Source organism: Ramlibacter sp. (assembly GCF_035706265.1).
Classification (GTDB): domain Bacteria; phylum Pseudomonadota; class Gammaproteobacteria; order Burkholderiales; family Burkholderiaceae_C; genus Ramlibacter.
The window spans coordinates 1-22,903 of sequence record NZ_DASSVG010000624.1; the positions used below are offsets into that span (position 1 = coordinate 1).

The 22,903-nt window shown below is 71.2% G+C and carries 23 protein-coding genes; 16 read left to right on the forward strand and 7 right to left on the reverse strand.

Features of this window, described 5'->3' with window-relative positions; genetic code table 11:
- From VFM98_RS22360 to VFM98_RS22380, 5 genes are all read left to right on the forward strand, one after another.
- Nucleotides 1-902: pyruvate kinase (locus VFM98_RS22360; RefSeq protein WP_325112099.1), on the forward strand; the 902-nt coding region annotated here is incomplete at its 5' end.
- A gap of 151 nt (nucleotides 903-1,053) precedes the next feature.
- Nucleotides 1,054-2,118, forward strand: coding sequence for a class II fructose-bisphosphate aldolase (gene fba, locus VFM98_RS22365; RefSeq protein WP_325112100.1), 1,065 nt, complete (start codon nucleotides 1,054-1,056; stop codon nucleotides 2,116-2,118).
- A gap of 94 nt (nucleotides 2,119-2,212) precedes the next feature.
- Nucleotides 2,213-2,515 (forward strand): type II toxin-antitoxin system VapB family antitoxin, encoded by a 303-nt coding sequence (locus tag VFM98_RS22370; protein ID WP_325112101.1) that lies wholly within the window; start codon nucleotides 2,213-2,215, stop codon nucleotides 2,513-2,515.
- Complete coding sequence (gene vapC / locus VFM98_RS22375; protein WP_325112102.1) at nucleotides 2,512-2,907, forward strand: type II toxin-antitoxin system VapC family toxin; 396 nt, start codon at nucleotides 2,512-2,514, stop codon at nucleotides 2,905-2,907. The genes VFM98_RS22370 and vapC overlap by 4 nt, the downstream gene beginning before the upstream one ends.
- Nucleotides 2,908-2,976: 69 nt before the next feature.
- Entirely contained in the window at nucleotides 2,977-3,885 is a 909-nt protein-coding gene (locus VFM98_RS22380) for a phosphoribosylaminoimidazolesuccinocarboxamide synthase (protein ID WP_325112103.1), read from the forward strand.
- A gap of 51 nt (nucleotides 3,886-3,936) precedes the next feature.
- Here VFM98_RS22380 and trxA read toward each other — a convergent pair whose 3' ends face one another.
- Nucleotides 3,937-4,827: a thioredoxin gene (gene trxA / locus VFM98_RS22385; RefSeq protein ID WP_325112104.1), complete on the reverse strand. Its 891-nt coding sequence runs from the start codon at nucleotides 4,825-4,827 to the stop codon at nucleotides 3,937-3,939.
- A gap of 60 nt (nucleotides 4,828-4,887) precedes the next feature.
- Between trxA and purE the strand changes: the two genes are divergently transcribed.
- The 4 genes from purE (at nucleotide 4,888) to VFM98_RS22405 (ending at nucleotide 8,633) form a co-directional block, all read left to right on the forward strand.
- Nucleotides 4,888-5,391 carry a 5-(carboxyamino)imidazole ribonucleotide mutase gene (gene purE, locus VFM98_RS22390; protein WP_325112105.1) on the forward strand — a complete coding sequence of 168 codons (504 nt, stop codon included), beginning with the start codon at nucleotides 4,888-4,890 and terminating at the stop codon, nucleotides 5,389-5,391.
- On the forward strand, nucleotides 5,388-6,548 hold the full coding sequence (locus VFM98_RS22395; RefSeq protein ID WP_325112106.1) for a 5-(carboxyamino)imidazole ribonucleotide synthase: 1,161 nt from the start codon (nucleotides 5,388-5,390) through the stop codon (nucleotides 6,546-6,548). Before purE ends, VFM98_RS22395 begins: the two co-directional genes overlap by 4 nt.
- A gap of 4 nt (nucleotides 6,549-6,552) precedes the next feature.
- Complete coding sequence (locus VFM98_RS22400) at nucleotides 6,553-7,542, forward strand: L-threonylcarbamoyladenylate synthase (protein WP_325112107.1); 990 nt, start codon at nucleotides 6,553-6,555, stop codon at nucleotides 7,540-7,542.
- A 98-nt stretch (nucleotides 7,543-7,640) separates the two neighbouring features.
- A complete protein-coding gene (locus tag VFM98_RS22405; protein ID WP_325112108.1) occupies nucleotides 7,641-8,633 on the forward strand; it encodes an SGNH/GDSL hydrolase family protein in 993 nt (330 codons plus the stop codon).
- A gap of 34 nt (nucleotides 8,634-8,667) precedes the next feature.
- Here the strand turns inward: VFM98_RS22405 and dacB are convergent, their stop codons facing one another.
- Nucleotides 8,668-10,065: a D-alanyl-D-alanine carboxypeptidase/D-alanyl-D-alanine endopeptidase gene (dacB, locus tag VFM98_RS22410; protein ID WP_325112109.1), complete on the reverse strand. Its 1,398-nt coding sequence runs from the start codon at nucleotides 10,063-10,065 to the stop codon at nucleotides 8,668-8,670.
- Between the two features lie 44 nt (nucleotides 10,066-10,109).
- On the opposite strand from dacB, the gene tsaB reads away from it, so the two are divergent.
- The 4 genes from tsaB (at nucleotide 10,110) to VFM98_RS22430 (ending at nucleotide 15,107) form a co-directional block, all read left to right on the forward strand.
- Complete coding sequence (gene tsaB / locus VFM98_RS22415; RefSeq protein WP_325112110.1) at nucleotides 10,110-10,829, forward strand: tRNA (adenosine(37)-N6)-threonylcarbamoyltransferase complex dimerization subunit type 1 TsaB; 720 nt, start codon at nucleotides 10,110-10,112, stop codon at nucleotides 10,827-10,829.
- On the forward strand, nucleotides 10,826-11,290 hold the full coding sequence (gene rimI, locus VFM98_RS22420) for a ribosomal protein S18-alanine N-acetyltransferase (RefSeq protein WP_325112111.1): 465 nt from the start codon (nucleotides 10,826-10,828) through the stop codon (nucleotides 11,288-11,290). The genes tsaB and rimI overlap by 4 nt, the downstream gene beginning before the upstream one ends.
- Nucleotides 11,291-11,331: 41 nt before the next feature.
- A complete protein-coding gene (locus VFM98_RS22425; RefSeq protein ID WP_414709070.1) occupies nucleotides 11,332-12,144 on the forward strand; it encodes a uracil-DNA glycosylase in 813 nt (270 codons plus the stop codon).
- Between the two features lie 95 nt (nucleotides 12,145-12,239).
- Nucleotides 12,240-15,107: a filamentous hemagglutinin N-terminal domain-containing protein gene (locus VFM98_RS22430; RefSeq protein ID WP_325112113.1), complete on the forward strand. Its 2,868-nt coding sequence runs from the start codon at nucleotides 12,240-12,242 to the stop codon at nucleotides 15,105-15,107.
- A 52-nt stretch (nucleotides 15,108-15,159) separates the two neighbouring features.
- On the opposite strand, the gene VFM98_RS22435 is transcribed toward VFM98_RS22430, so the two are convergent.
- Nucleotides 15,160-16,653, reverse strand: a complete 1,494-nt coding sequence (locus VFM98_RS22435; protein ID WP_325112114.1) for an FAD-linked oxidase C-terminal domain-containing protein — start codon at nucleotides 16,651-16,653, stop codon at nucleotides 15,160-15,162.
- 49 nt (nucleotides 16,654-16,702) lie between these two features.
- Nucleotides 16,703-17,551, reverse strand: coding sequence for a formyltetrahydrofolate deformylase (gene purU / locus VFM98_RS22440; protein WP_325112115.1), 849 nt, complete (start codon nucleotides 17,549-17,551; stop codon nucleotides 16,703-16,705).
- A gap of 114 nt (nucleotides 17,552-17,665) precedes the next feature.
- Between purU and VFM98_RS22445 the strand changes: the two genes are divergently transcribed.
- Both VFM98_RS22445 and VFM98_RS22450 read left to right on the forward strand, forming a co-directional pair.
- The gene (locus VFM98_RS22445) at nucleotides 17,666-18,358 is read left to right on the forward strand and encodes a DUF4197 domain-containing protein (RefSeq protein WP_325112116.1); all 693 of its coding nucleotides are present in this window, start codon (nucleotides 17,666-17,668) and stop codon (nucleotides 18,356-18,358) included.
- Between the two features lie 40 nt (nucleotides 18,359-18,398).
- A complete protein-coding gene (locus VFM98_RS22450; RefSeq protein ID WP_325112117.1) occupies nucleotides 18,399-19,730 on the forward strand; it encodes an aminotransferase class III-fold pyridoxal phosphate-dependent enzyme in 1,332 nt (443 codons plus the stop codon).
- 180 nt (nucleotides 19,731-19,910) lie between these two features.
- Here the strand turns inward: VFM98_RS22450 and VFM98_RS22455 are convergent, their stop codons facing one another.
- Entirely contained in the window at nucleotides 19,911-20,660 is a 750-nt protein-coding gene (locus VFM98_RS22455; RefSeq protein WP_325112118.1) for a ChaN family lipoprotein, read from the reverse strand.
- Between the two features lie 57 nt (nucleotides 20,661-20,717).
- Here VFM98_RS22455 and VFM98_RS22460 point away from each other — a divergent pair, with 57 nt between their 5' ends.
- Nucleotides 20,718-21,773: an AbrB family transcriptional regulator gene (locus VFM98_RS22460; RefSeq protein ID WP_325112119.1), complete on the forward strand. Its 1,056-nt coding sequence runs from the start codon at nucleotides 20,718-20,720 to the stop codon at nucleotides 21,771-21,773.
- A gap of 75 nt (nucleotides 21,774-21,848) precedes the next feature.
- On the opposite strand, the gene VFM98_RS22465 is transcribed toward VFM98_RS22460, so the two are convergent.
- Together VFM98_RS22465 and VFM98_RS22470 are read right to left on the reverse strand one after the other, a co-directional pair.
- Complete coding sequence (locus VFM98_RS22465) at nucleotides 21,849-22,121, reverse strand: BTH_I0359 family protein (protein WP_325112120.1); 273 nt, start codon at nucleotides 22,119-22,121, stop codon at nucleotides 21,849-21,851.
- A gap of 120 nt (nucleotides 22,122-22,241) precedes the next feature.
- On the reverse strand, nucleotides 22,242-22,903 hold a 662-nt coding region (locus VFM98_RS22470), incomplete at its 5' end, for a DUF3108 domain-containing protein (RefSeq protein ID WP_325112121.1).

The window sequence follows — 22,903 nt, forward strand, 5'->3', positions numbered from 1 at the left end:
ACATCCGCACCGCCATGAGCTTCCAGGCCGACTACGTGGCGGTGAGCTTTCCCAAGAGCGCCACCGACATGGAGATGGCGCGCCAGCTGTGCAACGTCGCCGCGGCGGAGTTCCGGCACAAGCCGGCGCTGATCGCCAAGATCGAGCGCGCGGAGGCGATCCCCAACCTCGAGCAGATCCTGAAGGCGAGCGACGCCATCATGGTGGCGCGCGGCGACCTCGCCGTGGAAGTCGGCAACGCGGCCGTGCCGGCGCTGCAGAAGCGCATGATCCGGCTCGCGCGCGAGCACGACAAGGTGGTGATCACGGCGACGCAGATGATGGAGTCGATGATCGCCAATCCGGTGCCCACGCGCGCGGAGGTGAGCGACGTCGCCAACGCGGTGCTCGATGGCACGGACGCGGTGATGACCAGCGCCGAGACGGCCACCGGCCGCTACCCGGTGGAAGTGGTGCAGCAGATGGCCGCCATCTGCGCCGAGGCCGAGATGGCCGAGGACGTCCGCCTCGACGCCGACTTCACCGGCATGGCCTTCTCGCGCATCGACCAGTCGATCGCCATGGGTGCGCTGTTCACGGCCTACCACCTGGGGTGCAAGGCCATCGTGGCGCTCACGGACTCGGGCTCCACGGCGCTGTGGATGAGCCGCCACCGCATCCACATCCCGATCTACGCGCTCACGCCCAAGCTGGTGACGCAGCGCCGCATGGCCCTGTACCGCAACGTGCGCCCGCTGCTGATGGACCAGAGCGCGGACCGCGACACCGCGCTGCACCAGGCCGAGGAACACCTCAAGAGCCGCGGCATCGTCGCTTCCGGCGACATCTACGCCATCACCTGCGGCGAGCCCATGGGCGCCCCGGGCGGCACCAACATGCTGAAGATCGTCCGCGCGCTCTGAGCCGCTCGGCCGTCCGGCGGCCCCCGACGCCGACGAGGCGCGAACGGGGTGCCGCCAGCGCGGCATGAGGGCCTCCAGCCGCTAGAATGACCCGAGTTACCGGGCGGTTACAGCGACCGTCCGATTCCTTGTTGTCCCTCCAGGAACTGCCATGCCTCTCGTTTCCATGCGCGAACTGCTGGACCATGCCGCCGCCAATGGCTACGGCATCCCGGCCTTCAACGTCAACAACCTCGAACAGGTCCAGGCCGTGATGGAAGCGGCCAAGGAAGTGGGCGCGCCGGTGATCCTGCAAGCCAGCGCCGGCGCCCGCAAGTACGCCGGCGAATCCTTCATCAAGCACCTGATCCAGGCCGCCATCGAAGCCTATCCGCAGATCCCGCTGGTGATGCACCAGGACCACGGCCAGAGCCCCGACGTGTGCAAGGGCGCCATCGACCTGGGCTTCTCCTCGGTGATGATGGACGGCTCGCTGGAAGCCGACGGCAAGACCATCGCCAGCTACGACTACAACGTCGACGTGACGAAGAAGGTGGTCGACATGGCGCACAAGCTGGGCGTCACCGTCGAAGGCGAGCTGGGCTGCCTGGGCTCGCTCGAGACCATGCGCGGCGACAAGGAGGACGGCCACGGCACCGAGGCCACCATGACGCGCGAGCAGCTGCTGACCGATCCGGAGCAGGCCGCCGACTTCGTCAAGAAGACGCAACTCGACGCGCTGGCCATCGCCATCGGCACCAGCCACGGCGCCTACAAGTTCACCCGCAAGCCCACCGGCGACATCCTGGCGATCGACCGCATCAAGGAGATCCATCGCCGCATTCCCAACACGCACCTGGTGATGCACGGCTCCTCCTCGGTGCCGCAGGACCTGCTGGCGATCATCCGCCAGTACGGCGGCAACATGAAGGAAACGTACGGCGTGCCGGTGGAGGAGATCCAGGAAGCCATCAAGCACGGCGTGCGCAAGATCAACATCGACACCGACATCCGGCTGGCGATGACGGGCGCGGTGCGCAAGTTCATGGCCGAAAACCCCGAGAAGTTCGACATGCGCGACTGGATGAAGCCGGCGCGCGAGGCAGCCAAGCAGATCTGCAAGCAGCGCTACATCCAGTTCGGCTGCGAAGGCCAGGCCGGCAAGGTCAAGGGCGAGACGCTGCAGGTGGTGGCGGGCAAGTACGCCAAGGGCGAGCTGGCGCAAGTGGTCCACTGACCGGCCTCGCACCCAGCCAGGAAGCCGCCCGCGGGCGGCTTTTTCCATGGCGGGCTGGCTTCATAATGCATGCATACACACGCGAGGTGTATGCATGAACACCAGGACCAACATCGTCATCGACGACGCGCTGATCGCGCAGGCGATGGAGAGAGCGGGCGTCAACACCAAGAAGGCGGCGGTCGAGGCTGCGCTGCGGGCCTACGTGCGCGAGCCGGATTACGACCTCCTCCTCGCTGCGGAGGGGAGCCGGCTGGTCGCCGACGACTACGACCCGAAGGCGGCGGCACCGCCGGTCTCGGGCTCGGTCGACTCCCCGGCGCCAAGCAAGTCCGCACGCGCGCGTGCCGTGCCCAAGCGCAAACCATTTTCCCGTCCGGCGGGCAAGAAGCGGTGATCGCCGATTCCTCCGCCTGGATCGAGTACCTGCGCGGCACGGGGTCCGCGGTGCACAAGCGCCTGCGGCAGGCGCTTTCCCGTCGGGAACCGGTCTGGATGCTGGACGTGATCTACCAGGAGGTGCTCCAGGGTGCGCGTGATCCTGCCGACTTCGTCCGCCTGCAGCGGGTCCTCGACCAACCGCGCAGCTGGACTCCGGACGATCCCCGCGGCACCGTCCGACGTGCAGCGCTGCTGTACGCGACTTGCCGCTGGCGCGGGGTGACGCCGCGCAGCGCGAATGACTGCCTCATCGCCGCTTGCGCCATCGAAGCGGACGAGCCGCTCCTACATGCCGACAGCGACTTCGAGCGGATCGCATCCATCGAGCCTCGCCTGCGCCTGCTCTGAAGCCGGTTCGGGCTGGCGTGCCGCGCGGTAGGCGACAATGAGGCGCCTGTGTTCCTTGCCGCGATCGCCATGCCTACCGCCCTCCACACCTCCAATCTCACCTCCCTGCCCCTGCTCGCGCGCGGCAAGGTGCGCGACAACTATGCGGTCGGCAACGACCGCATCCTGATGGTGGCGAGCGACCGGCTGTCGGCCTTCGACGTGATCATGGGCGAGCCGATTCCCGGCAAGGGCGAGATCCTGACGAAGATGGCCCTGTTCTGGTTCGCGCGGCTGGGCCACATCTGCCCCAATCACCTGACGGGCGAGGCGCCCGAAAGCGTGGTGACGCCGGCCGAAGTCCCGCAGGTGCAGGGCCGCTCGATGCTGGTGAAGCGCCTGCGGCCGATCCTGGTGGAGGCGGTGGTGCGCGGCTACCTCGCCGGCAGCGGCTGGAAGGAGTACCAGGCCACGCAATCGGTCTGCGGCGTGCCGTTGCCGGCCGGCCTGAAGAACGCAAGCAAGCTGCCCGCCCCGATCTTCACCCCGGCGGCGAAGGCTGCGAGCGGCCACGACGAGAACATCAGCTACGAGAAGGTGGTGGAGATGATCGGCCCGCAGCTCGCGGCGCGCATCCGCGACCTGAGCATCCGCATCTACCAGGAAGCGGCCGACTTCGCGCTCACCAAGGGCCTGATCATCGCCGACACCAAGTTCGAGTTCGGCCTCGACGAGAACGGCGAAGTGGTGCTGATGGACGAGGTGCTGACGCCCGACTCCTCCCGCTACTGGCCGGTGGAGGGCTACCAGGCCGCCTTCGCCCAGGGCGAGAACCCGCCCAGCTACGACAAGCAGTTCGTGCGCGACTGGCTGGAGAGCGTGCGCATCGACGGCCAGCCCTGGGACAAGACGCCGCCGGCGCCGCGCCTGCCGAAGGACGTGATCCAGAAGACGGCGGCGAAGTACCAGGAGGCGCTGGACCGGCTCACCTCCGCCTGATGCGCGGCGCGCCGCCAGCCTGTGTACACGCGATCACCGCGGCGGTCGCGCCTAGCTCAACACCACGCTCGACAGCCGCCTGCGGTACGTCGCCACCGTCGGATCCTCCGGCGGCACCTGGCCTTCGGCCACCTTGGGCTTGGGCGGCTCGATGATCTCGAGGATCGCGATGTAGGTCTTGCGCGCCAGGTCCTCGCTCCAGGCCTTGTCGCGCATCAGGATCTCCAGCAGCTCGTCCATCGCCGCGGTCCAGCGCTGCTGCGCGACCAGCAGCCGCGCGCGGTCGAAGCGGGCCTGGAAGTCGCGCCGGTTGGCGGCGATCTTCGCGTCCAGGTCGGCCGGCGAGGCATGGCCGGCGGCGAAGGCGACGGCGTCCAGCCACCGCGCCAGCGCATCGATGCGCCGCGACAGCCCCGCCTTGTTCGCCACCGGCTCGAAGGCGCGCCGCGCGTCGGCCTCGCGGCCGGCCAGCAGCAGCGCCTTCACGTACTCGAAGCGCGCATCGTCGTCGGCCGGGTCGGTGGCTACCGCGTGCTGCAGCTTCTCGAGCTGGCCCTCGGCATCCAGCGCCTCCTCTTCCAGTGCTGCAGCGTCTTCCTCGTCGTCCTCGCCGGCCAGCGCCTGCACGTGCTTGTCGAGGAATTCGCGCACCTTGCCTTCGGGCAGCGCGCCCATGAAGCCGTCCACCGGCTGGCCGTTCTTCAGCAGGACGACGGTGGGGATGCTGCGGATGCCGAAGGCGCCGGCGAGCTGCTGCTCCTCGTCCGAATTGACCTTGGCGAGCCGGAAGGCGCCGCCGTATTCGGTTTCCAGCTTCTCCAGGATGGGGCCGATGGCCTTGCACGGGCCGCACCAGGGCGCCCAGAAATCCACCAGCACAGGCTGGCTCATCGAGGCGGCAATCACCTCCTGTTCGAAGTTTTCGATGGTGATGTCGATCATGGCCGGGGGCCCTCCGCTCGCAAAAGTAAGATTAGGGGTCTTTGCAGGAATTCTATGGACATGAGCGCAAGCGTGACGGTGGGAGTCGTGATGGGCTCCAGCAGCGACTGGGAGACCCTGCAGCACGCGGTGCAGATCCTGCAGGAGTTCGGCATCGCGCACGAGGCCCGGGTGGTGTCGGCGCATCGCATGCCGGACGACATGTTCGCCTATGCGGAAGCGGCCGCCCGCCGCGGTCTGAAGGCGATCATCGCAGGGGCCGGCGGCGCCGCCCACCTGCCCGGCATGCTGGCGGCCAAGACCACGGTGCCGGTGCTCGGCGTGCCGGTGGCCAGCCGTCACCTGCACGGCGTGGATTCGCTGCACAGCATCGTGCAGATGCCCAAGGGCATCCCGGTGGCCACCTTCGCCATCGGCCAGGCCGGCGCGGCCAATGCGGCGCTGTTCGCCGTCGCCATGCTGGCCAACGAGGATGCCGCCCTGCGCGCGAAGCTGGAAGCCTTCCGCGCGCGCCAGACCGAAGTGGCCCGTGCGATGACGCTGCCGCCGCGGGATCCGGCATGACGATCCTGCTTCCCGGCGCCACGCTCGGCGTGATGGGCGGCGGCCAGCTCGGTCGCATGTTCGTGCACGCGGCCCAGCGCATGGGCTACTTCACCGCGGTGCTCGATCCCGACGAGGGCAGCCCCGCCGGGCGCGTGAGCCACTGGCACGTGCGCAGCGACTACCTCGACGAGCGCGGGCTCGCCACGTTGGCCGGCCACAGCGACGCGATCACCACCGAATTCGAGAACGTGCCGGCGGCGGCGCTGGCGCAGCTCGCGCAGCAGCGGCCGGTGGCGCCCGGCGCCGCGGCCGTCGCGATCGCGCAGGACCGCGCGCAGGAGAAGGCGCACTTCAATCGCTGCGGCGTGCCCTGCGCGCCCTATGCGGTGATTGCGGGCGAGGCGCAACTCGCCGCCGTCGGTGACGAGCTCTTTCCCGCCATCCTCAAGACGGCACGCCTGGGCTACGACGGCAAGGGCCAGGTCCGCGTCGCCTCGCGGGCCGACTTGCGCGCAGCGTGGGAGAGCCTGAAACGCGCCGACTGCGTGCTGGAGAAGATGCTGCCGCTCGCGCTCGAATGCTCCGTGGTGGTGGCGCGCGGCGGCGACGGCGCGATGGTCCACCTGCCGGTGCAGCGCAACCTGCACCGCGGCGGCATCCTGGCCGTGACCGAGGTGCACGCGGAGTGCGTGCCCGCGGCGCTCGCCGCGCGCGCGATCGAGGCGGCACGGGCCATCGCCGAAGGGCTGCAGTACGTCGGCGTGCTGTGCATCGAGTTCTTCGGCCTCGAGGACGGCTCGCTGGTCGTCAACGAGATGGCGCCGCGGCCGCACAACAGCGGCCACTGGAGCATCGAAGGTGCCGACGTCTCGCAGTTCGAATTGCAGGTGCGCACGCTGGCCGGCCTGCCGCTGGTGCAGCCGCGCCAGCACAGCCCGGCCGTGATGCTCAACCTGCTGGGCGACCTGTGGTTCCGCAATGGCGCGACGACCGCGCAGACACCTGACTGGCCCGGCGTGCTGGCACTGCCCGGCACCCACCTGCACCTGTACGGCAAGACCGAGGCGCGCCCCGGCCGCAAGATGGGGCACCTCACGGTCACCGGGGCGGACGTGGCGGGCGTGCGCGCGACGGCGCTGGCCGCAGCGCAGCGCCTGGGCATCGAGGCCTTTTGACCGCATGATCCTCGACGGCCGCCACGACAGCTCCATCGCCGAGGCGGCGCGCGTGCTCGCGGCCGGCGGCCTGGTCGCCTTTCCCACCGAGACGGTCTACGGCCTCGGCGCCGATGCCGGCAACGACGCCGCGGTGGCCGGCATCTTCGCCGCCAAGGGCCGGCCGAGCGACCACCCGCTGATCGTGCACGTGCCCGATGCGGCGGCGGCCCGGCGTTTCGCCGCCAGCATCCCGCCGGTGGCGCAGCGCCTGATGGACGCCTTCTGGCCCGGCCCGCTCACCCTGATCCTGCCGCGCCTGCACGCGGTGGGCCGCGCTGCGGCGGGCGGGCAGGACACGATCGGCCTGCGCTGCCCCGCGCACCCGGTGGCCCACGCGCTGCTGCTGGCGGCGGCGCAGGGGAGCCCGCCGGTGTTCGGCGTCGCCGCGCCGAGCGCCAACCGCTTCGGCCGCGTGAGTCCCACCACCGCCGCCCACGTGGCGAGCGAATTCGGCGACGGCCTGCCGGTGCTCGATGGCGGCCCCACCCGCGTCGGCATCGAGTCGGCGATCGTCGACTGCACCCGCGCCGTGCCGGTGCTGCTGCGCCCGGGCACCCTCACGCGCGCGCAGATCGAGGCGGCCTGCGGCGAGCGGGTCTGGCTGCCCGAGGAGCGCTCCGAGGCGGGGCCGCGCGCCTCCGGCACGCTGGCCTCGCACTACGCACCGAATGCGCGGGTGCGCCTGATGGACGCCAAGGCGCTGCAGACCGCGCTGGACGTGCTCGGCCCCGATGCCGCCGCCGTGGCCGTCTACGCGCGCAGCCCGCTGCGCACCCGCACGCCGCACTATCGCCGCATGCCCGACGACGCGGCCGAGACGGCGCGCCAGCTGTTCGCCGTGCTGCGCGACTTCGATGACGCCGGCGTGCGGCTGATCTGGGTGGAGACGCCGCCCGACGCGCCCGAGTGGGAAGGCGTGCGCGACCGCCTGCGGCGCGCCGCCGCGACCTAGCCCCCGGTGCGGGCCGGTATCTCTGCCGCGCACGGCGCCGCCCCTTACGAGCCGTTAACCGGCCCTCGGTACACTCGCCGGTTTCAGCGGAGATTTCCATGGCTTCTCAGTGGTTGCGCCGCGCGTGGCTGGCCGCCGCCTGCGCCTCGGCCCTGCTGCTCGCCGCCTGCGGCGGGGGCTCGATCGTGTCCAGCTTCGATCCGGACCGCGTGGTCGCCTTCGGCGACGCGATGGGCGACCTCGGCCAGAACGGGCAGCGCTACACCGTCAACGACGGCACCGTGAACAACTGGACCCAGTTCGTCGCCAACGGCTTCGGGCTGCAGCTCGCGCCCAGTGCCGCCGGCGGCCTGTCGTTCGCCACCGGCAATGCCCGCGTCAGCGCCACCACGGACGCGGCCGGCAACACCGGCACGCCCTCGGTCACGCAGCAGATCGACACCTTCCTCGCCTCCAGCTCGCTGACCGAGAAGGACCTGGTCATCGTCAGCGCGGGCACCTCGGACGTGATCGTGCAGGCCCAGGCCGTCCTGGACGGCACGATCACGGAAGCGCAGGCGCAGCAGAACGTGCAGCAGGCCGCGGCGGAGCTGGCGGCGCAGGTGCGGCGCCTGGTCGACGCCGGCGCGCAGCACGTTGCGGTGGTCGGCCCCTACAACCTCGGCCGCTCGGGCTGGGCCCGCGAGACCAAGCAGGAGGGGCTGCTGCAGCGCCTGAGCGCCGTCTCGGGCAACACCGGCGCCAACGAGCCGCGCAGCTTCAACGAGCGGCTGCTGATCTCCATGGTGGACCTGGGCGCCAACGTGCTCTACATCGACGCCGCGCTGGAATTCAACGTCATCACCTCCAGCCCCGGCGCCGAAGGCTTCGATTTCAACGACGCCGAGAGCGTCGCGTGCACGTCGATCGATCCCGGTCCCGGCATCGGTACCGGCGCCGGCCAGGTGAACTCCAACCTGTGCACGCCGTCCACGATCCGGGCGGGCGCGGACTACAACCGCTTCCTGTTCGCCGACCGCGTCTACCCGACGCCGCGCGGCCACCGCGTCTTCGGCGAGTTCGCCCTCGACCGCATCCGCGATCGCTGGTAGCCGTCGAACCCCTGCTCGCGCGGGGGACGACCGGTCACTGCCGCGCCGCCCACTCCACCAGCACCGGGACCAGGTTGCGGACCACGGAGGCGCGGCGCGGGTGGTTGGCGATCGCCACCAGGATCCAGCGGCGGCCCTGCTGGCCGTGCACGTAGCCGGCCACGCCCGACACGTCGCTGAGGCTGCCGGTCTTCAGGTGCGCCAGGCCGACGTTCTGCCGCTGGCGGCGCAGCGTGCCGTCCAGCCCCAACGCGGGCAGCGAGGCGGCCAGGTCCGGCATCAGCGGCGACACCCAGGCGGCCTGCAGCAGTTGCCCGAGCTGGCGCGCCGTGATGCTCTCGTTGCGCGACAGGCCCGAGCCGTTCTCTGTGTGCGGCGGCTCGCCGCCGAAGCGGCCGCGCCACCATTCCGCCAGCACCTCGCGCGAGCCCTCGAAGGTGCCGAGGCCGCGCAGCTGCAGGCTCAGCGTCAGGAACACCTGCTGCGCCATCACGTTGTTGCTGTACTTGTTGATGTCGCGCACCACCTCCGCCAGCGGCGGCGAGGCGAATTCCAGCACCGGCTTCAGGCCCGCGGGCACCAGGCCCTCGCGCACCTGGCCGCGCAGCTGGCCGCCGATGCCGCTCCACATCGCGGCCACGGCCCGCAGCGTGTAGCCCGCGGGGTCGGGAAAGGCGAGCTGCCACACCCGCTCGCCGCATGCAGCGGGGAAGCGCCCGCCGAAGCGCACCTGGGCCGGGTTGCCGAAATCGGCCGCCAGCGCCGTGATCCAGTCGCCGCACCCGTTGCCCGTGGCCACCGGCACCGTGGCCGGCCACTGCACGCCGGCCAGCGGCGGCTCGGCGCGCACGCGGGCGCTGCCGTTCTCGGGCGTGAAGGTCAGGGTGACGGCCTTGTAGTTCACCAGCAGCGCGTCGGGGCTGGCGTTGTAGGGCCGCAGCGGCTGGCCATCGAAGGCCGCCGGATCGTGCGGCGGCAGGGCGAAGGCGCTGCGGTCGATCACGATGTCGCCGGCGATGCTGCGCACGCCCAGCTGCTGCACCTTGTGCAACAGCAGCCAGAGCCGCTCCACCACCAGCTGGGGATCGCCCTGGCCCTTGAGCACCAGGTTGCCCTGCAGCACGCCCTCGCGCACCGGGCCGTCGAAGTAGACCGGCGTCGTCCAGGTGTAGGTGGGGCCCAGCAGCTCCAGCGCCGCGAAGGTGGTGGCCAGCTTGGCGATCGAGGCGGGATTGACCGGCGCGTCGATGCGGTGCGCGATGCGCGCCGGGCCGCCTTCGGCCGGCGCGACCAGCACCGTCAGCGCGTCGCGCGGCAGCTCGCCCTGGGCCAGCACCGCCTCCACCTCGGGCGGCAACGGCTGGGCCAGGACCTGCGCGCTCGCCCAGGCCCAGGCCAGGAGACAGCAGGCGAGGCGGTACCAGCGCGGCATGCGCGCCATTATGGGTGCGGCGAAGCTTCGATAATGGGGGTTCCTTGAACCTCCTCGCCTTCGACACCAGCACCGAAACCCTGTCCATCGCGGTCGCGCGCGGCGCTGTCCTGCCCGTGCTGGAGCGCACGGGGCCGGGCGGAGCGCAGGCCTCGGCGGCGCTGATCCCGACCATCGAGGAGCTGCTGGCCGAGGCCGGGCTGGCGCTGGAAGGGCTGGACGCCATCGCCTTCGGCCGCGGCCCCGGCTCCTTCACAGGTTTGCGCACCGCGGCCGCCGTGGCGCAGGGGCTCGGCTTCGGCGCCGACCTGCCGGTACTGCCCATCGACACGCTGCTGGCCATCGCCGAGGAGGCGTACGGCCTCGCGGGCGTGACCCAGGTGGTGGCGATGCTCGACGCGCGGATGGGCGAGGTCTATTTCGCCGCCTACGAGCGCGTCGGCCCGGCGTGGGTGACGTGCGCGCCGCCGGCGCTGGGCCGGCCGGAGGACGCGCCGGTGCCCCCCGGCTGGGCCATCGCCGGCAACGTGCTGGAAATCCACGGTCCGCGCCTGGCGCCGGCGGCCGCCCATGTGCCGGCCCTGCCGACCGCGCGGGCCCTGCTGCGCCTGGCGCCCGCCCTGCTGGCCGACGGTCGGCTGCACGCGGCGGCAGAGGCCCTTCCGCTCTATATCCGGGACAAAGTGGCGCAAACTACGGCCGAGCGCGCCGCCGAGCGGGCCGCCAAGGACCTGCGCCGCGCCGCGGCCGAATCTTCCTCATGAGCGCAGTATTCAAGACCATCGAGGCGGGCTTCGAGCCCATGACCGAGTCGCGCCTTGACACCGTGGTCGCCATCGAGCGGCGCGCCTACGACCATCCCTGGACGCGCGGCAACTTCTCCGATTCGCTGCGCTCGGGTTACCAGGCGCAGCTGCTGTGCGCGGGCGACGTGGTGATCGGCTACTTCGTGGCGATGCTGGGCGTCGACGAGGTGCACCTGCTGAACATCACCGTGGACGTGCCCTACCAGGGCCAGGGCTGGGGCCGCGTGATGCTGGACGCGGTGGCGCTCTGGGCGCGGACCCAGAACGCGCACTGGGTGTGGCTGGAGGTGCGCACCAGCAACCTGCGGGCGCAGGAGGTGTACGAACGCTACGGCTACCGCCGGGTGGGCGAGCGCAAGAACTACTACCCCGCCGCGCAGGGCCGCGAAGACGCGATCGTCATGAGCTGCAAATTGTGAGCTTCGATCTCGACGAGCGCCAACGGGGGATCCTGCGCGAGATGGGGATCGAGCTGTTCTGGCCGGCGGCGCCGGCCGGGGAGGAGGCGCAGCCGCTGGTGCAAGCTGAGCCGGTTCGCACGGCGTCGCCTGCGCTGGCCCGCTTCGCCCCGCCCGAGTCGGATCGCATGACGCCGGCTGAGCGTGCGCAGCCGTCTATCGGTGCCCGCATTCCCGAACCCGCGGCGCCGACGCCGCGGCAGCCTGCGCCGGCGGCGGCCGAAGCACCCCTGCGCCAGCGCATGCCCGGAGTGGCCGACATGGAGTGGGAAGGCCTCGCGGAGGCCGTCGCCGCCTGCCGCGCCTGCCGCCTCTGCGAAGGCCGCACCAACACCGTCTTCGGCGTCGGCGACCTGCAGGCGGAATGGATGGTGGTGGGCGAGGCCCCGGGCGAGAACGAGGACCTGCAGGGCGAGCCCTTCGTCGGCCAGGCCGGCAAGCTGCTGGACAACATGCTCGCTGCGCTGGGCATCGGCCGCCGCCAGGGTGCCTACATCGCCAACGTGCTGAAGTGCCGCCCGCCCGGCAACCGCAATCCGCTGCCGGAGGAGATCGCGCAGTGCGAGCCTTTCCTGCGCCGGCAGGTCGAGCTGCTGCGGCCGAAGATCATCCTGGCCATGGGCCGCTTCGCCGTGCACACGCTGCTGCAGACCACCGAGCCGATCGGCAAGCTGCGCGGCCGCGTGCACCGCTACAACGACGTGCCGGTGGTGGTCACCTACCACCCCGCCTACCTGCTGCGCAACCTGCCGGACAAGGCCAAGGCCTGGGCCGACCTGTGCCTGGCGCAGCGGGTCATGCAGGGACTCGCCTAGGGTCCCCCAGCCGCAAGGCTCGCCCGTCGCTTGCATGCCACGGCGCCGAGGCGCTGTGCTACCGTTGCCGCTCCCGAGGGCAGCAGGAGAAGTCGATGGCCAGCCTCGCACCGGAATCCGCGCGGGCCTTGCGGCTGACGACGGTGATGGTGGCCGTGGCGGCGGGCTGGGCCTTGGAGCCGCAGCTCGCGTGGAGCCAGGCAGGCCCGGTACTGCCAAGCGGCGGTGTGCCGGTGCATGGAACGGCCCGCATCGTCGGCGTGGGCTCCTCGATGACGGTGACCACCACCAACGGCAAGGGCACCAACCATTCGGCGATCGACTGGCAGACCTTTTCCATCGGACGCGGCGCGCGGGTGGACTTCGCCCAGCCCTCGGTCGACAGCACTTCGATCAACCGCGTGCTGACGGTCAACCCCTCGGCGATCTTCGGCACCCTTACTTCCAACGGCAAGCTGGTGCTGGTCAACCCGGCGGGCATCGCGGTGGGGCAGGGCGCCGTCGTCGACACCGCCGCCTTCACGGCGTCGACGCTGGAAGTTTCGGGACCGGACGCCAACGGCAAGCTGAGTTTCGCGCGGACTCCCGGCACCACGCCGGGGCAGTTGTCGGTCGACGGCAAGGTCACCGCCCGGTCCGGCGACCTGCTGCTGATCGGGCCCGACATCCTGGTCGGCGCCAACGGCCAGCTGTTCGCGCAGGGCGGCGCGGCCATTCTCGCGGCGGGCCAGAAGGTGGACCTCACGGGCCGCGGCCTCGAGGGCATCGTGCTGACCGTCCAGGCCGGCGACAGGGCCGTCAACCTCGGCAGCCTGGAAGGCGATGCCGTCGGCATCTTCGCCGGCACGCTCACGCACAGCGGCCTGGTCCAGGCGAATGCGGTCGGCCTGGTCGGCGGCAAGGTGGTGCTGGAGGCGCGCGCCGGGGACGCGGCATTCGGCGGGGTCGTCGATGCGCACGGCACGGGCTCCTCCGAGGGGGCCGCCGGCAGGGGCGGCGACGTGACCGTGCTCGCCTCCGGCAGCATCGTGCCAGCCGCCCCCAGCGGTTCCATCACGCCGAAGCTGGCGCCCATCTTCGGCCCCGGTCTGGACCTCTTCGGCGGCATCATCGACGTGAGTGGCGGCGAGGCCGCGTCCGGCACCGGCGGGGCCGGCGGCAGCATCACGCTCTCGTCGGCCGGCGGCGACATCGGCATGCGGCCCGCCAGCCTGCTTGTCGCCAGCGGCGGCAGCGGCCGGGTGGCAGGCCAGGGCGGCATCATCCGCGCCGATGCGGCCAGCGCCCTCACGCTCGGCCAGCTCCTGGCCACCGGAGGCTTCGGTCTCGCTGCCGGCGCGCCGGCCAGCGCAGGCGCGGGCGGCCGCGGGGTCCTGAACGCTAATGGCGCGATCACGGCCGGACTGGTCGACGTGGACGGCGGCGGCGTGCTCGCTTCGGGCGCGCTCGCCGGACGTACCGGCACCGCCGGTGCCGGCGGCACGGTGCAGATCGCTTCGCAGTCCGGCAACGTCACCCTGGCCGGCGTGTTCGCCAGTGGCGGCACCGCGCGCGGGCAGGGCGCGGGAGGCGCGGGTGCGGCCGTGGCGGCCGCAGGCGGCGGCGCGGGCGGCGACGTCACGGTATCGGCCGCAGGGGCCATCACCTTCGATCTCGCCGCCGCACTCGGAGAGGATCTGCTCGGCCGGCTGCAACGCGGCGGCTTCGGCAACGGCCAGCCCCTTCCGCTGCCCGCCCGCGCGCCGCGCATCGAGCTACCGCCGAACCTGCTGGAGATCCTCCCCGGCGTGCGCGCGGCCGGTGGCGACGGCTCGCAGGGCAGAAGCGGCGGGGCGGGCGGCTCCATTACCCTGGTCCGCACGTCGGGCGACCTGCTTGCCGAGGGCGGCCTGCGGCTCGATGCGCGCGGCGGCGCCGGCGGCGCGGCCCAGGCGGGCAGCGGTGGTGTGGGCGGTGCGGGCGGCACGGCCACCCTGGAGGCCCGCAACGGGGCAGTGCGCCTGCGCAGCCCGCAGATCCTCCTCGCTGGAGGCGAGGGCGGCGCCAACGCAGGCGGCGGCACGGCGGCGAGCGGCGCGCCCGGCACCTTTGCCGCCAGCGGAACCTCGGTGGAGGTCGACGGCGCGCTCGACCTCGCCGCCAGCTGGAACAACGCCGCGTTGGTCAACTTGAACGGCACCGCCCTCACGCTGGCCGGCGACTTCAACAATCTCGCCGGCGCCACGCTCGCGGGCACCGGCACCGTGCGGGTGGGGGGTGGCACGGGAACGCTGGCCAACCAGGGCACCATCGCCCCCGGAGGCGACGGCGTCATCGGCACGCTGTCGATCGACGGCCGACTCGCACAGCACGCGGGTTCCACGCTGGCGGTGGACGTCGGCTCGCCGGCCGCCTTCGACCAGTTGCAGGTCTCCGGCGCGGCCACCACCAGCAGCGAGAGCCGGGTGCTGGTGAAGTACGCGCCGGGTGCGGCGCTGGCGCCCGGCGACCGCCTCCAGGTGCTGCAGGCGGCGAACCTGCAGGCCGCGGGGCTGCCGCAGGTGGCCGAGGCCGCAGGCACTGCGCGGCCGGCGGGCGTGGCCGGCATCGCGGCCAGCATGGATGCGGGCGGCGTGGTGCTGAGCGCGCTGGCCCCGGGTGGGTCGCCGCCGGTCGTGGAGCCCCCGCCGGTCGAGCCGCCTCCTGGGGGCCAACCCCCTCCGGTGGTGCCGCCGCCGGTCGTCCAGCCGCCCCCCGTCGAGCCGCCACCCGTGACCGGGCCGCCGCCGGTGGACAACCCACCCCCACCCGTGAGCGAAGGCGGCCAGCTGGCCCGCGCCGAAGTGCGCGAGGTGGCCGACCTGGGCACCGACTTCCAGCAGGGATTCGAGCAGCTGGTGGAGCCGGGCCGACCACCGGACGGCCGCGAGCGCAAGGACCCCCGCGACGCCATCGTCGTCACCGGCAACGCCTGCAGGCGCTGAGGGGGCGCGGCCGCCGACGCCGCTGAAGGGCGCGGCAGGCCCGCGCCGCCGCTCAGAAGCGCGGCAGGTCCGGTCGCACGATCCGGCCGCCACGCACCAGCATCTTGCCGTACTCGGCGCAGCGGTTCAGCGTCGGGATCACCTTGCCCGGATTGAGCAGCTCGCGCGGGTCGAACGCGCGCTTCAGGCCGCGCATCTGCTCCAGCTCCGCCGGGCTGAACTGCACGCACATCGAGTTGAGCTTCTCGATGCCCACGCCGTGCTCGCCGGTGACGGTACCGCCCATGGTGACGCTGGTCTCCAGGATCTCGGCGCCGAACTTCTCGCAGCGGTGCAGCTGCTCCGCATCGTTGGCATCGAACAGGATCAGCGGATGCAGGTTGCCGTCGCCGGCGTGGAACACGTTGGCACAGCGCAGCGCGTACTTCTTCTCCATCTCCTGGATCGCCAGCAGGATGTCCGCCAGGCGCTTGCGCGGAATGGTCGAATCCATGCACATGTAGTCGGGGCTGATGCGGCCGGACGCGGGGAAGGCGTTCTTGCGGCCGCTCCAGAAGCGCAGCCGCTCGGATTCGTCGCGGCTCACCGCGATGGCGGTGGCACCGGCGTCGCGCAGCACCGCGCTCATGCGGCCGATCTCCTCCTCCACCTCCTCCGGGGTGCCGTCGCTCTCGCACAGCAGGATCGCTTCGGCGGTGAGGTCGTAGCCTGCGTGGACGAAGTCCTCGACGGCCGCCGTCATGGGCTTGTCCATCATCTCCAGGCCGGCCGGGATGATGCCGGAGGCGATCACCGACGCGACGGCGTCGCCCGCCTTGCGCACGTCGTCGAAGCTGGCCATGATGCAGCGCGCCAGCTGCGGCTTGGGAATCAGCTTCACCGTGACTTCGGTGACCACCGCCAGCATGCCCTCGCTGCCGATCATCACGGCAAGCAGGTCGTAGCCCGCCGCGTCGAGCGCGCGGCTGCCGAATTCCACCGGCTCGCCCGCCGCGGTGTAGCCGCGCACCCGGAGCACGTTATGCACCGTGAGGCCGTACTTGAGGCAGTGCACGCCACCCGAGTTTTCCGCCACGTTGCCGCCGATGGTGCAGGCGATCTGGCTGGAGGGATCGGGCGCGTAGTAGAGGCCGTAGCTCGCCGCGGCTTCGCTGATCGCGAGGTTGCGCACGCCGCACTGCACGTCGGCGGTGCGGGACACCGGATCGATCTTCAGGATCGCGTTGAACTTCGCCAGCGAGAGCGTCACGCCCAGCGCGTGCGGCATCGCGCCGCCCGAAAGCCCCGTGCCGGCCCCGCGCGCCACCACCGGCACTTCGAGCGCGTGGCAGGTTCGGAGCACGTCCTGCACCTGCTGCTCGCTCTCCGGCAGCGCCACCACCAGCGGGCGCTGCCGATAGGCCGTGAGGCCGTCGCATTCGTAGGGGGTGGTGTCCTCGTTGTGCCACAGCAGGGCGCCGGGCGGCAGCACCTTCTGCAAGGCTTCCACGACCTTCGCCTGCAGTTCGCCGCGCTGCAGGACTTCGACGGATTCGGGGGCGTTCATGCGCGTCTCCTCTTGCTGTCGTCCCCGCGGATGCGGGGATGGCGGGTCTCTAGCGGAAGATCACCGTCCTGTGGCCATTCAGCAGCACGCGGTGCTCGCTGTGCCACTTCACCGCGCGGGCCAGCACCATGGCCTCGGTGTCGCGGCCGGTGGCGGTGAGGTCTTCGACGGTGTGGCTGTGGTCCACACGGGCCACGTCCTGTTCGATGATCGGGCCTTCGTCGAGGTCGGCCGTCACGTAGTGGGCGGTGGCGCCGATCAGCTTCACGCCGCGGTCGTGCGCCTGGTAGTAGGGCTTGGCGCCCTTGAAGCTGGGAAGGAAGCTGTGGTGGATGTTGATCGCCCGGCCGGAGAGCTTGCGGCACAAGTCGTCCGAGAGGATCTGCATGTAGCGCGCCAGCACCACCAGCTGCGCGCCCTCGCTTTCGATCACCTCGTACTGGCGCGCCTCGGCCTGCGCCTTGGTCGCCGCGCTCACGGGGATGTGGTGGAAGGGCACGTTGTAGCTCGCCGCCAGCTGGTAGAAGTCGCGGTGGTTGGAGACGATGGCGCGGATGTCCAGCGGCAGCAGCCCGCTCTTCCAGCGAAACAGCAGGTCGTTCAGGCAGTGGCCTTCCTTGGAGACGAAGATCACGGTCTTCATCGGCTGCGCGCAGGCGTGCAGCTGCCACTTCATCTGGAAGCCTTCGGCGAACAGCTTGAGCTGCACGCCCAGGTCCTCCTGCGTGAGCTGGCCGCAGGCGAAGCGCACGCGCATGAAGAACAGGCCCGTGCCGTGGTCGTTGTACTGCGCCGCCTCCTCGATGTTGCCGCCCCGCTCCAGCAAAAAGCCGGAAACGGCGTGGACGATGCCGGGACGGTCGGGGCAGGAGAGGGTGAGGATGTAGGCGTCGGACATAAGGCTGCCATTGTGGCAGGCGGCGCATCGACCGGCCCGTGCAGGGCCTTGCCGGCCTTGGTTGACGCCCCTCGCGGCCGCGGCGCATCATTCCCGCAACCAAGGAGGAAGACCATGAAGCGACGCGAACTTTCCGCGTGGCTGGCCCTCGCCGGCATCGGCGCGGCGACGGGGACGCAGGCCCAGGGCCTGGCCGGCATCAGCGAGCTCGATGCGCGCACCGGCCTCAAGACAGCGCTGGAAACCGGCGCCAGGGCGGCGGTGAATCTGCTCGGCCGGCCGGACGGCTTCCTCGGCAACCCGCAGGTGCGCATCCCGTTGCCCGGTTACCTGAAGGACGCGGCGCGATTGCTCAGCGCGATCGGGCAGAAGAAGCAGGTGGAGGCGCTGGAGCTCGCCATGAACCGGGCCGCCGAGAGCGCGGTGCCCGGGGCCACCCGCCTGCTCACCGACGCCGTGAAGAACATGAGCGTCACCGATGCCAGGAAGATCCTCACCGGCGGCGACACCTCGGTCACGCAGTTCTTCGCCGAGAAGACGCGCACGCCGCTCGCCGCGCAGTTCCTGCCCGTGGTGAAGCAGTCCACCGCCAAGGTGGACCTGGCCGCGAAGTACGACGCGCTCGCCGGCAGGGCCGCGGGCTTCGGCCTGGTGAAGAAGGAGGACGCCAGCATCGACCACTACGTCACGCGCAAGGCGCTCGACGGCCTCTACCTCATGATCGGCGAAGAGGAGAAGAAGATCCGCCGCGATCCGGTGGGCACCGGCAGCGCCGTCCTGCAGAAGGTGTTCGGGGCGCTGCGCTGACCGCTGGCGCAAAATGGGCGCTTCGTCCAAGGAGTTCCGCATGGCCTACAACGATTTCCGCATGGACAGCCACTGGCTGCCCTTCACGCCCAACCGCCAGTTCCGCAAGGAGCCGCGGGTGTTCGTCGCCGCCGACGGCATGACCTTCACCACCCACGACGGCCGCAAGGTGATCGACGGCATCTCCAGCCTGTGGTGCGTGGGCGCGGGCCACAACCGCAAGCCCATCAACGACGCGATCAAGAAGCAGCTCGATACCCTCGACTACGCGACGGCCTTCCAGGCGAGCAACGACCAGGCCTTCAAGGCCGCCGAGGCGATCGCTGCGATGGCTCCCGGCGACCTGAACAAGGTGCTGTTCTGCAATTCCGGCTCCGAGGCGGCGGACACCTCGCTGAAGGTGGCGCTGGCCTACCACCGCGCCCGCGGCGAGGGGCACCGCAACGTCTTCATCGGCCGCGAGAAGGGCTACCACGGCGTGGGCTTCGGCGGCATGAGCGTGGGCGGCATTCCCGCCAACCGCAAGGTGTACGGCACCGCGCTGCTGCCGCGGGTGGACCACCTGCGCTTCATCCACGACCCGGCCAACGCGTACATCCACAACCAGGAACCGGAGACGCAGGAAGACTACCTGGCCGAACTGGAGAACCGCATCCTGCCGCTGCACGACCCGAGCAACGTGGCGGCGATCATCGTGGAGCCGGTGGCGGGCTCGGCCGGCTGGTACATCCCGCCCAAGGGCTACCTCAAGCGCCTGCGCGAGATCTGCGACAAGCACGGCATCCTGCTGATCTTCGACGAGGTGATCACGGGTTTCGGCCGCATGGGCACCAACTTCGGCGCCGATTTCTACGGCGTGGTGCCGGACATGCTGAACTTCGCCAAGTGCGTCACCAACGGCGTGATCCCCATGGGCGGCGTGATCTGCCGCGACAGGATCTACGACCAGATGATGAAGACCGACGCGCCGGAGCACATCATCGAGTTCTTCCACGGCTACACCTATTCGGGCCACCCGGTGGCCGCGGCCGCGGCGGTCGCCACGCTGGACGTGTACAAGAAGGAGAACCTGTTCGCGCGCGCGGGCGAGATGGGCAAGGTGCTGGGCGACGCCTTCCACTCCACCTTCAAGGGCCTGCCGAACGTGATCGGCATCCGCAGCCTGGGCCTGGCGGCGGCGGTGGAACTGGCGCCGATCGCCGGCGCGCCGGGCAAGCGCGCCTTCGACATCTACCTCGACTGCTTCCGCAAGGGCGCCCTGGTGCGCCCGGCCGGCGACGTGCTGGTGATCGCTCCGCCCTACATCGTGGAGAAGGAGCACATCGACACGCTGGTGAACACGCTGGCGGATTCGGTCAAGGCGAACGCGTAAAGGGGCAGGGCCGGCGCGCCCGATCCCAGGGCACGGCGCGGTGTCTCGTAGGCTGGTGGTGAGCCTTGCGAACCCCAGCGATGCGCGAGCGCCGCGAAGCGCTGGGGTTCACGCGCGCCTGGCGGCGCGGTTCACCGCCAGCCTACGGGTCCGCGCGCAACGGATCGTCGTGGGCCGCGCCTACCGCGCCGCCTGCTTCCGCTGCTGCCGGTGCTCCTGCTGCTTGCGGAACTCCTCGCAATAGTCCTTGCCCGTCTCCTGCGAGGGCAGCAGCACCGAGCGGGCGACCAGCGTGCGCGGCAGGTGCTGCGGCACGCCGAGGTCGGGCAGCACGTGGCCCGAGCCGGCCAGCAGCACCACCGTCTTGCCGGGCGCGGCGGAGGACGAGATGGCGCGGGCCATCGAGATGTCGCGCGCGATCTGCACGCGCGTCATCGGCTGGACCTGGTTCTCCGGCAGCATGTCGCAATGCCCGCGGCGGATCGCCTGCTGCTGCGCCTTCAGCGCGGGGCCGGGCAGCAGCACGTCCAGCGTGCTGTCCTTCATCGCCTCGCGCAACTGCTCGCGCGACAGGTTGCCGCCCACCACGGGCACGCCGGCGCGCACGGCGGCCATGATGGCCGGCCCGTAGCGCTCCCAGGGCCAGCCCGTGCCCTTGTTCCACTTCAGCGCCTCGCGCACCTGTTCGTCGCTGGCGGTGGCCGGCAGGCCCGCGGTGCTGGTGCCCTGTTCCGCCATTTCCAGCGCCACGGCCCCGAGCTGGCCCCGCTTCGCCAGCGTGCTCACCCAGCGCTCCTGGATCCGGCCATGGGCCTCGGCGTCGTGCTGCTCGCCGATCAGGACGGCGTCGATGCCGGCGGTCTCGGGCACCGGGGCGAGGGCCGCGCAGCCCGCGAGCAGGAGGGCGGCGGCGAGGGTCAGGATGCGCATGGCCCCATACTAACGGCCCGCGGACGGGCAGTTTGTCGCCCGCGCCGACAGTTTCCGATGTCCCTGCCTTTTTTCCTGCGCGCGGCCGCCACGCTGCTGCTGGCCCTGGCTGCGGCCCTGCTGTGCGTGTGGCTGCGCACACCCCTGCCCTGGATGATCGGGCCGCTGCTGGCCATGTCCATCGCCTCCATCCTGGGCGCGCCCACGCGCAGCTGGCCGCCGCTGCGCAACGCCGGCCAGTGGGTGATCGCTTCGGCCCTGGGCCTGTATTTCACGCCCCAGGTCACCGCGCTGGTGGCCGGCCTCTGGTGGGCCATCCTGCTGGCCATCGCCTGGGCGCTGGGCCTGGGCTGGGCCTTCGGCCGCTGGCTGCACCGCCGCCACGCCCACCGCATCGGCGGCGAGCCGCGCACCCAGTGGGCCACCACTTACTTCGCCGGCTCCATCGGCGGCGCCTCGGAGATGACCCTGTTGGCCGAGCGCGAGAACGGCCGCAGCGACCTGGTGGCCGCCGCGCACACGGTGCGGCTGATCATCGTCACGCTGGTGATCCCGCCGGCGATCCTCTATAGCGGCCTGCACGGCCTCGACGCGACCCTGCCCGGCGCCCGCGAAGTGCATGGCCCGGGCCTGCTGCTGCTGGTGCTGGCCACGGGGGCCGGGGCCTGGCTGATGTCGCGCACCGGCCGGGCCAATCCCTGGTTCATGGGCGCGCTGGTGGTGAGCATGGGCCTGACCATGGCCGGCATCGAGCTGTCGGCCCTGCCCAACGGGGCCACCAACGTGGCCCAGCTGCTGATCGGGATCAGCCTGGGGGTGCGGTTCCGGCGCGAGTTCCTGCGCGGGGCGCCGCTGTGGTTGCTGGACGTCGCCCTGGGCACCGTGGGCATGATCCTGCTGTGCGCCGGCTTCGGCGGGCTGCTGGCCTGGGCGACCGGGCTGCATTTCGCCACCCTCGTGCTGGGCACCTCGCCGGGCGGGATCGCGGAAATGGCCATCACGGCCAAGGTGCTGCAGCTCGGGGTGCCGGTGGTGACCGCGTTCCAGGTCTGCCGGCTGGTGGCGGTGCTGGTGCTGGTCGAGCCGCTCTACAGATGGGTCGGGCCGCGCTAGGCGGCCCGGCAGGGGGAGCCTCCTCCGTCGGGGCTCCCGGGTGGCCCGGCCGTCGCGGCACGGGCCGGAATGGGATCAGTGGATGACGAGCGGGTTCTGCGCCAGCTCGGCGTAGCCGTCCAGGGTGGCCTCCACCTCCTCCTGGGTCGGCGTGTTCAGCTGCCAGGCGTTGATCTGCCGCTGGAAGGCGTCGGCCCAGGAGCCGTCGAGATAGACCTCCTTGTTGGAGCGCTTGTCGACGATCTCGAAACCGTGCCGCACGACCTGCGGGTGCGCCTCGCCCTCGTTCGGCTCGTTGGCCTGCAGGTGCACCACCACGAACGAATCGGAGTCGTAAAGCATTTGCATGATGTGTTCCTTCTGCCTGTAGCTGGCTGCGGAAGACTTCGATTCAAGTGTGTCACTCAAGCGGAAGTGCCGCAGGCACGGCCCGGATTGGCCATGGCTCCAATTTAGGTACCCGCCTTCTCAGCCCTTGTCGGTAGAGGACCACCTGTTGTCCACGGTGTCACCGTTGGGGTTTGTCAGACGCAGGCGCACGGGGGCGTAATCCATGCGGGGCGCGAGCCAGAGTTCCACCTTCTGGTCGTATTCGCGGCGGGGCAGGCGTTGCAGCTTCAGGGCCGGCAGCATGCCACCCGGCAGCGCCAGCTCCTCCTCGCCTTCGACGGCGAACACCCAGGTGTCCACCTCGCGGGTGCTCGCGGTGGGAACGGCCACCAGCGTGCCGGGCGGGTACTTTGCCGGCTGGCCGGCCACCAGCGCGGCGAGCTGCAGCAGCACGCTCAGGCGGTCCTGCAGGCCGTCTTCGAGCGCCGCCTGGGGGCGGTTGTTGCTGAAGACGACGCGGCCGCCCGCCCGGTCGAAGTGCGTGGCCTGCTCGCTGCGGGCCTTGTCGGCGAAGTAGTCCGGGGCCAGGCCGCCCGGCGTGATGCGGCCGGTGCTGCGCTGCACGCGCGTGCCCGCCAGGCCGCCGGCTTCGAGCCGCGCCTCGTACTGCCGGCCGTCGTGGCGCCAGTCCAGGAGGGCGGTGCCGGCGAGCGTGAACGGGCCCTTCTGCAGCGTGACTTCGTAGTGCAGGCGGGTGGAGGGGAGCAGGGCGACCGGACGCTCGACGGCGGGCGGGGATG

Excerpts from the sequence above, each read along its gene's own strand:
- VFM98_RS22455 (WP_325112118.1), bottom strand. The coding sequence starts at position 20,660 with ATGCGCATCCTGACCCTCGCCGCCGCCCTCCTGCTCGCGGGCTGCGCG.
- VFM98_RS22380 (WP_325112103.1), top strand. The coding sequence starts at position 2,977 with ATGCCTACCGCCCTCCACACCTCCAATCTCACCTCCCTGCCCCTGCTC.
- rimI (WP_325112111.1), top strand. The coding sequence starts at position 10,826 with ATGAGCGCAGTATTCAAGACCATCGAGGCGGGCTTCGAGCCCATGACC.
- VFM98_RS22435 (WP_325112114.1), bottom strand. The coding sequence starts at position 16,653 with ATGAACGCCCCCGAATCCGTCGAAGTCCTGCAGCGCGGCGAACTGCAG.
- VFM98_RS22430 (WP_325112113.1), top strand. The coding sequence starts at position 12,240 with ATGGCCAGCCTCGCACCGGAATCCGCGCGGGCCTTGCGGCTGACGACG.
- VFM98_RS22405 (WP_325112108.1), top strand. The coding sequence starts at position 7,641 with ATGGCTTCTCAGTGGTTGCGCCGCGCGTGGCTGGCCGCCGCCTGCGCC.
- VFM98_RS22400 (WP_325112107.1), top strand. The coding sequence starts at position 6,553 with ATGATCCTCGACGGCCGCCACGACAGCTCCATCGCCGAGGCGGCGCGC.
- purE (WP_325112105.1), top strand. The coding sequence starts at position 4,888 with ATGAGCGCAAGCGTGACGGTGGGAGTCGTGATGGGCTCCAGCAGCGAC.
- VFM98_RS22445 (WP_325112116.1), top strand. The coding sequence starts at position 17,666 with ATGAAGCGACGCGAACTTTCCGCGTGGCTGGCCCTCGCCGGCATCGGC.
- VFM98_RS22450 (WP_325112117.1), top strand. The coding sequence starts at position 18,399 with ATGGCCTACAACGATTTCCGCATGGACAGCCACTGGCTGCCCTTCACG.
- VFM98_RS22395 (WP_325112106.1), top strand. The coding sequence starts at position 5,388 with ATGACGATCCTGCTTCCCGGCGCCACGCTCGGCGTGATGGGCGGCGGC.
- VFM98_RS22465 (WP_325112120.1), bottom strand. The coding sequence starts at position 22,121 with ATGCAAATGCTTTACGACTCCGATTCGTTCGTGGTGGTGCACCTGCAG.
- dacB (WP_325112109.1), bottom strand. The coding sequence starts at position 10,065 with ATGCCGCGCTGGTACCGCCTCGCCTGCTGTCTCCTGGCCTGGGCCTGG.
- VFM98_RS22460 (WP_325112119.1), top strand. The coding sequence starts at position 20,718 with ATGTCCCTGCCTTTTTTCCTGCGCGCGGCCGCCACGCTGCTGCTGGCC.
- fba (WP_325112100.1), top strand. The coding sequence starts at position 1,054 with ATGCCTCTCGTTTCCATGCGCGAACTGCTGGACCATGCCGCCGCCAAT.
- trxA (WP_325112104.1), bottom strand. The coding sequence starts at position 4,827 with ATGATCGACATCACCATCGAAAACTTCGAACAGGAGGTGATTGCCGCC.
- purU (WP_325112115.1), bottom strand. The coding sequence starts at position 17,551 with ATGTCCGACGCCTACATCCTCACCCTCTCCTGCCCCGACCGTCCCGGC.
- VFM98_RS22425 (WP_414709070.1), top strand. The coding sequence starts at position 11,332 with ATGGGGATCGAGCTGTTCTGGCCGGCGGCGCCGGCCGGGGAGGAGGCG.
- VFM98_RS22370 (WP_325112101.1), top strand. The coding sequence starts at position 2,213 with ATGAACACCAGGACCAACATCGTCATCGACGACGCGCTGATCGCGCAG.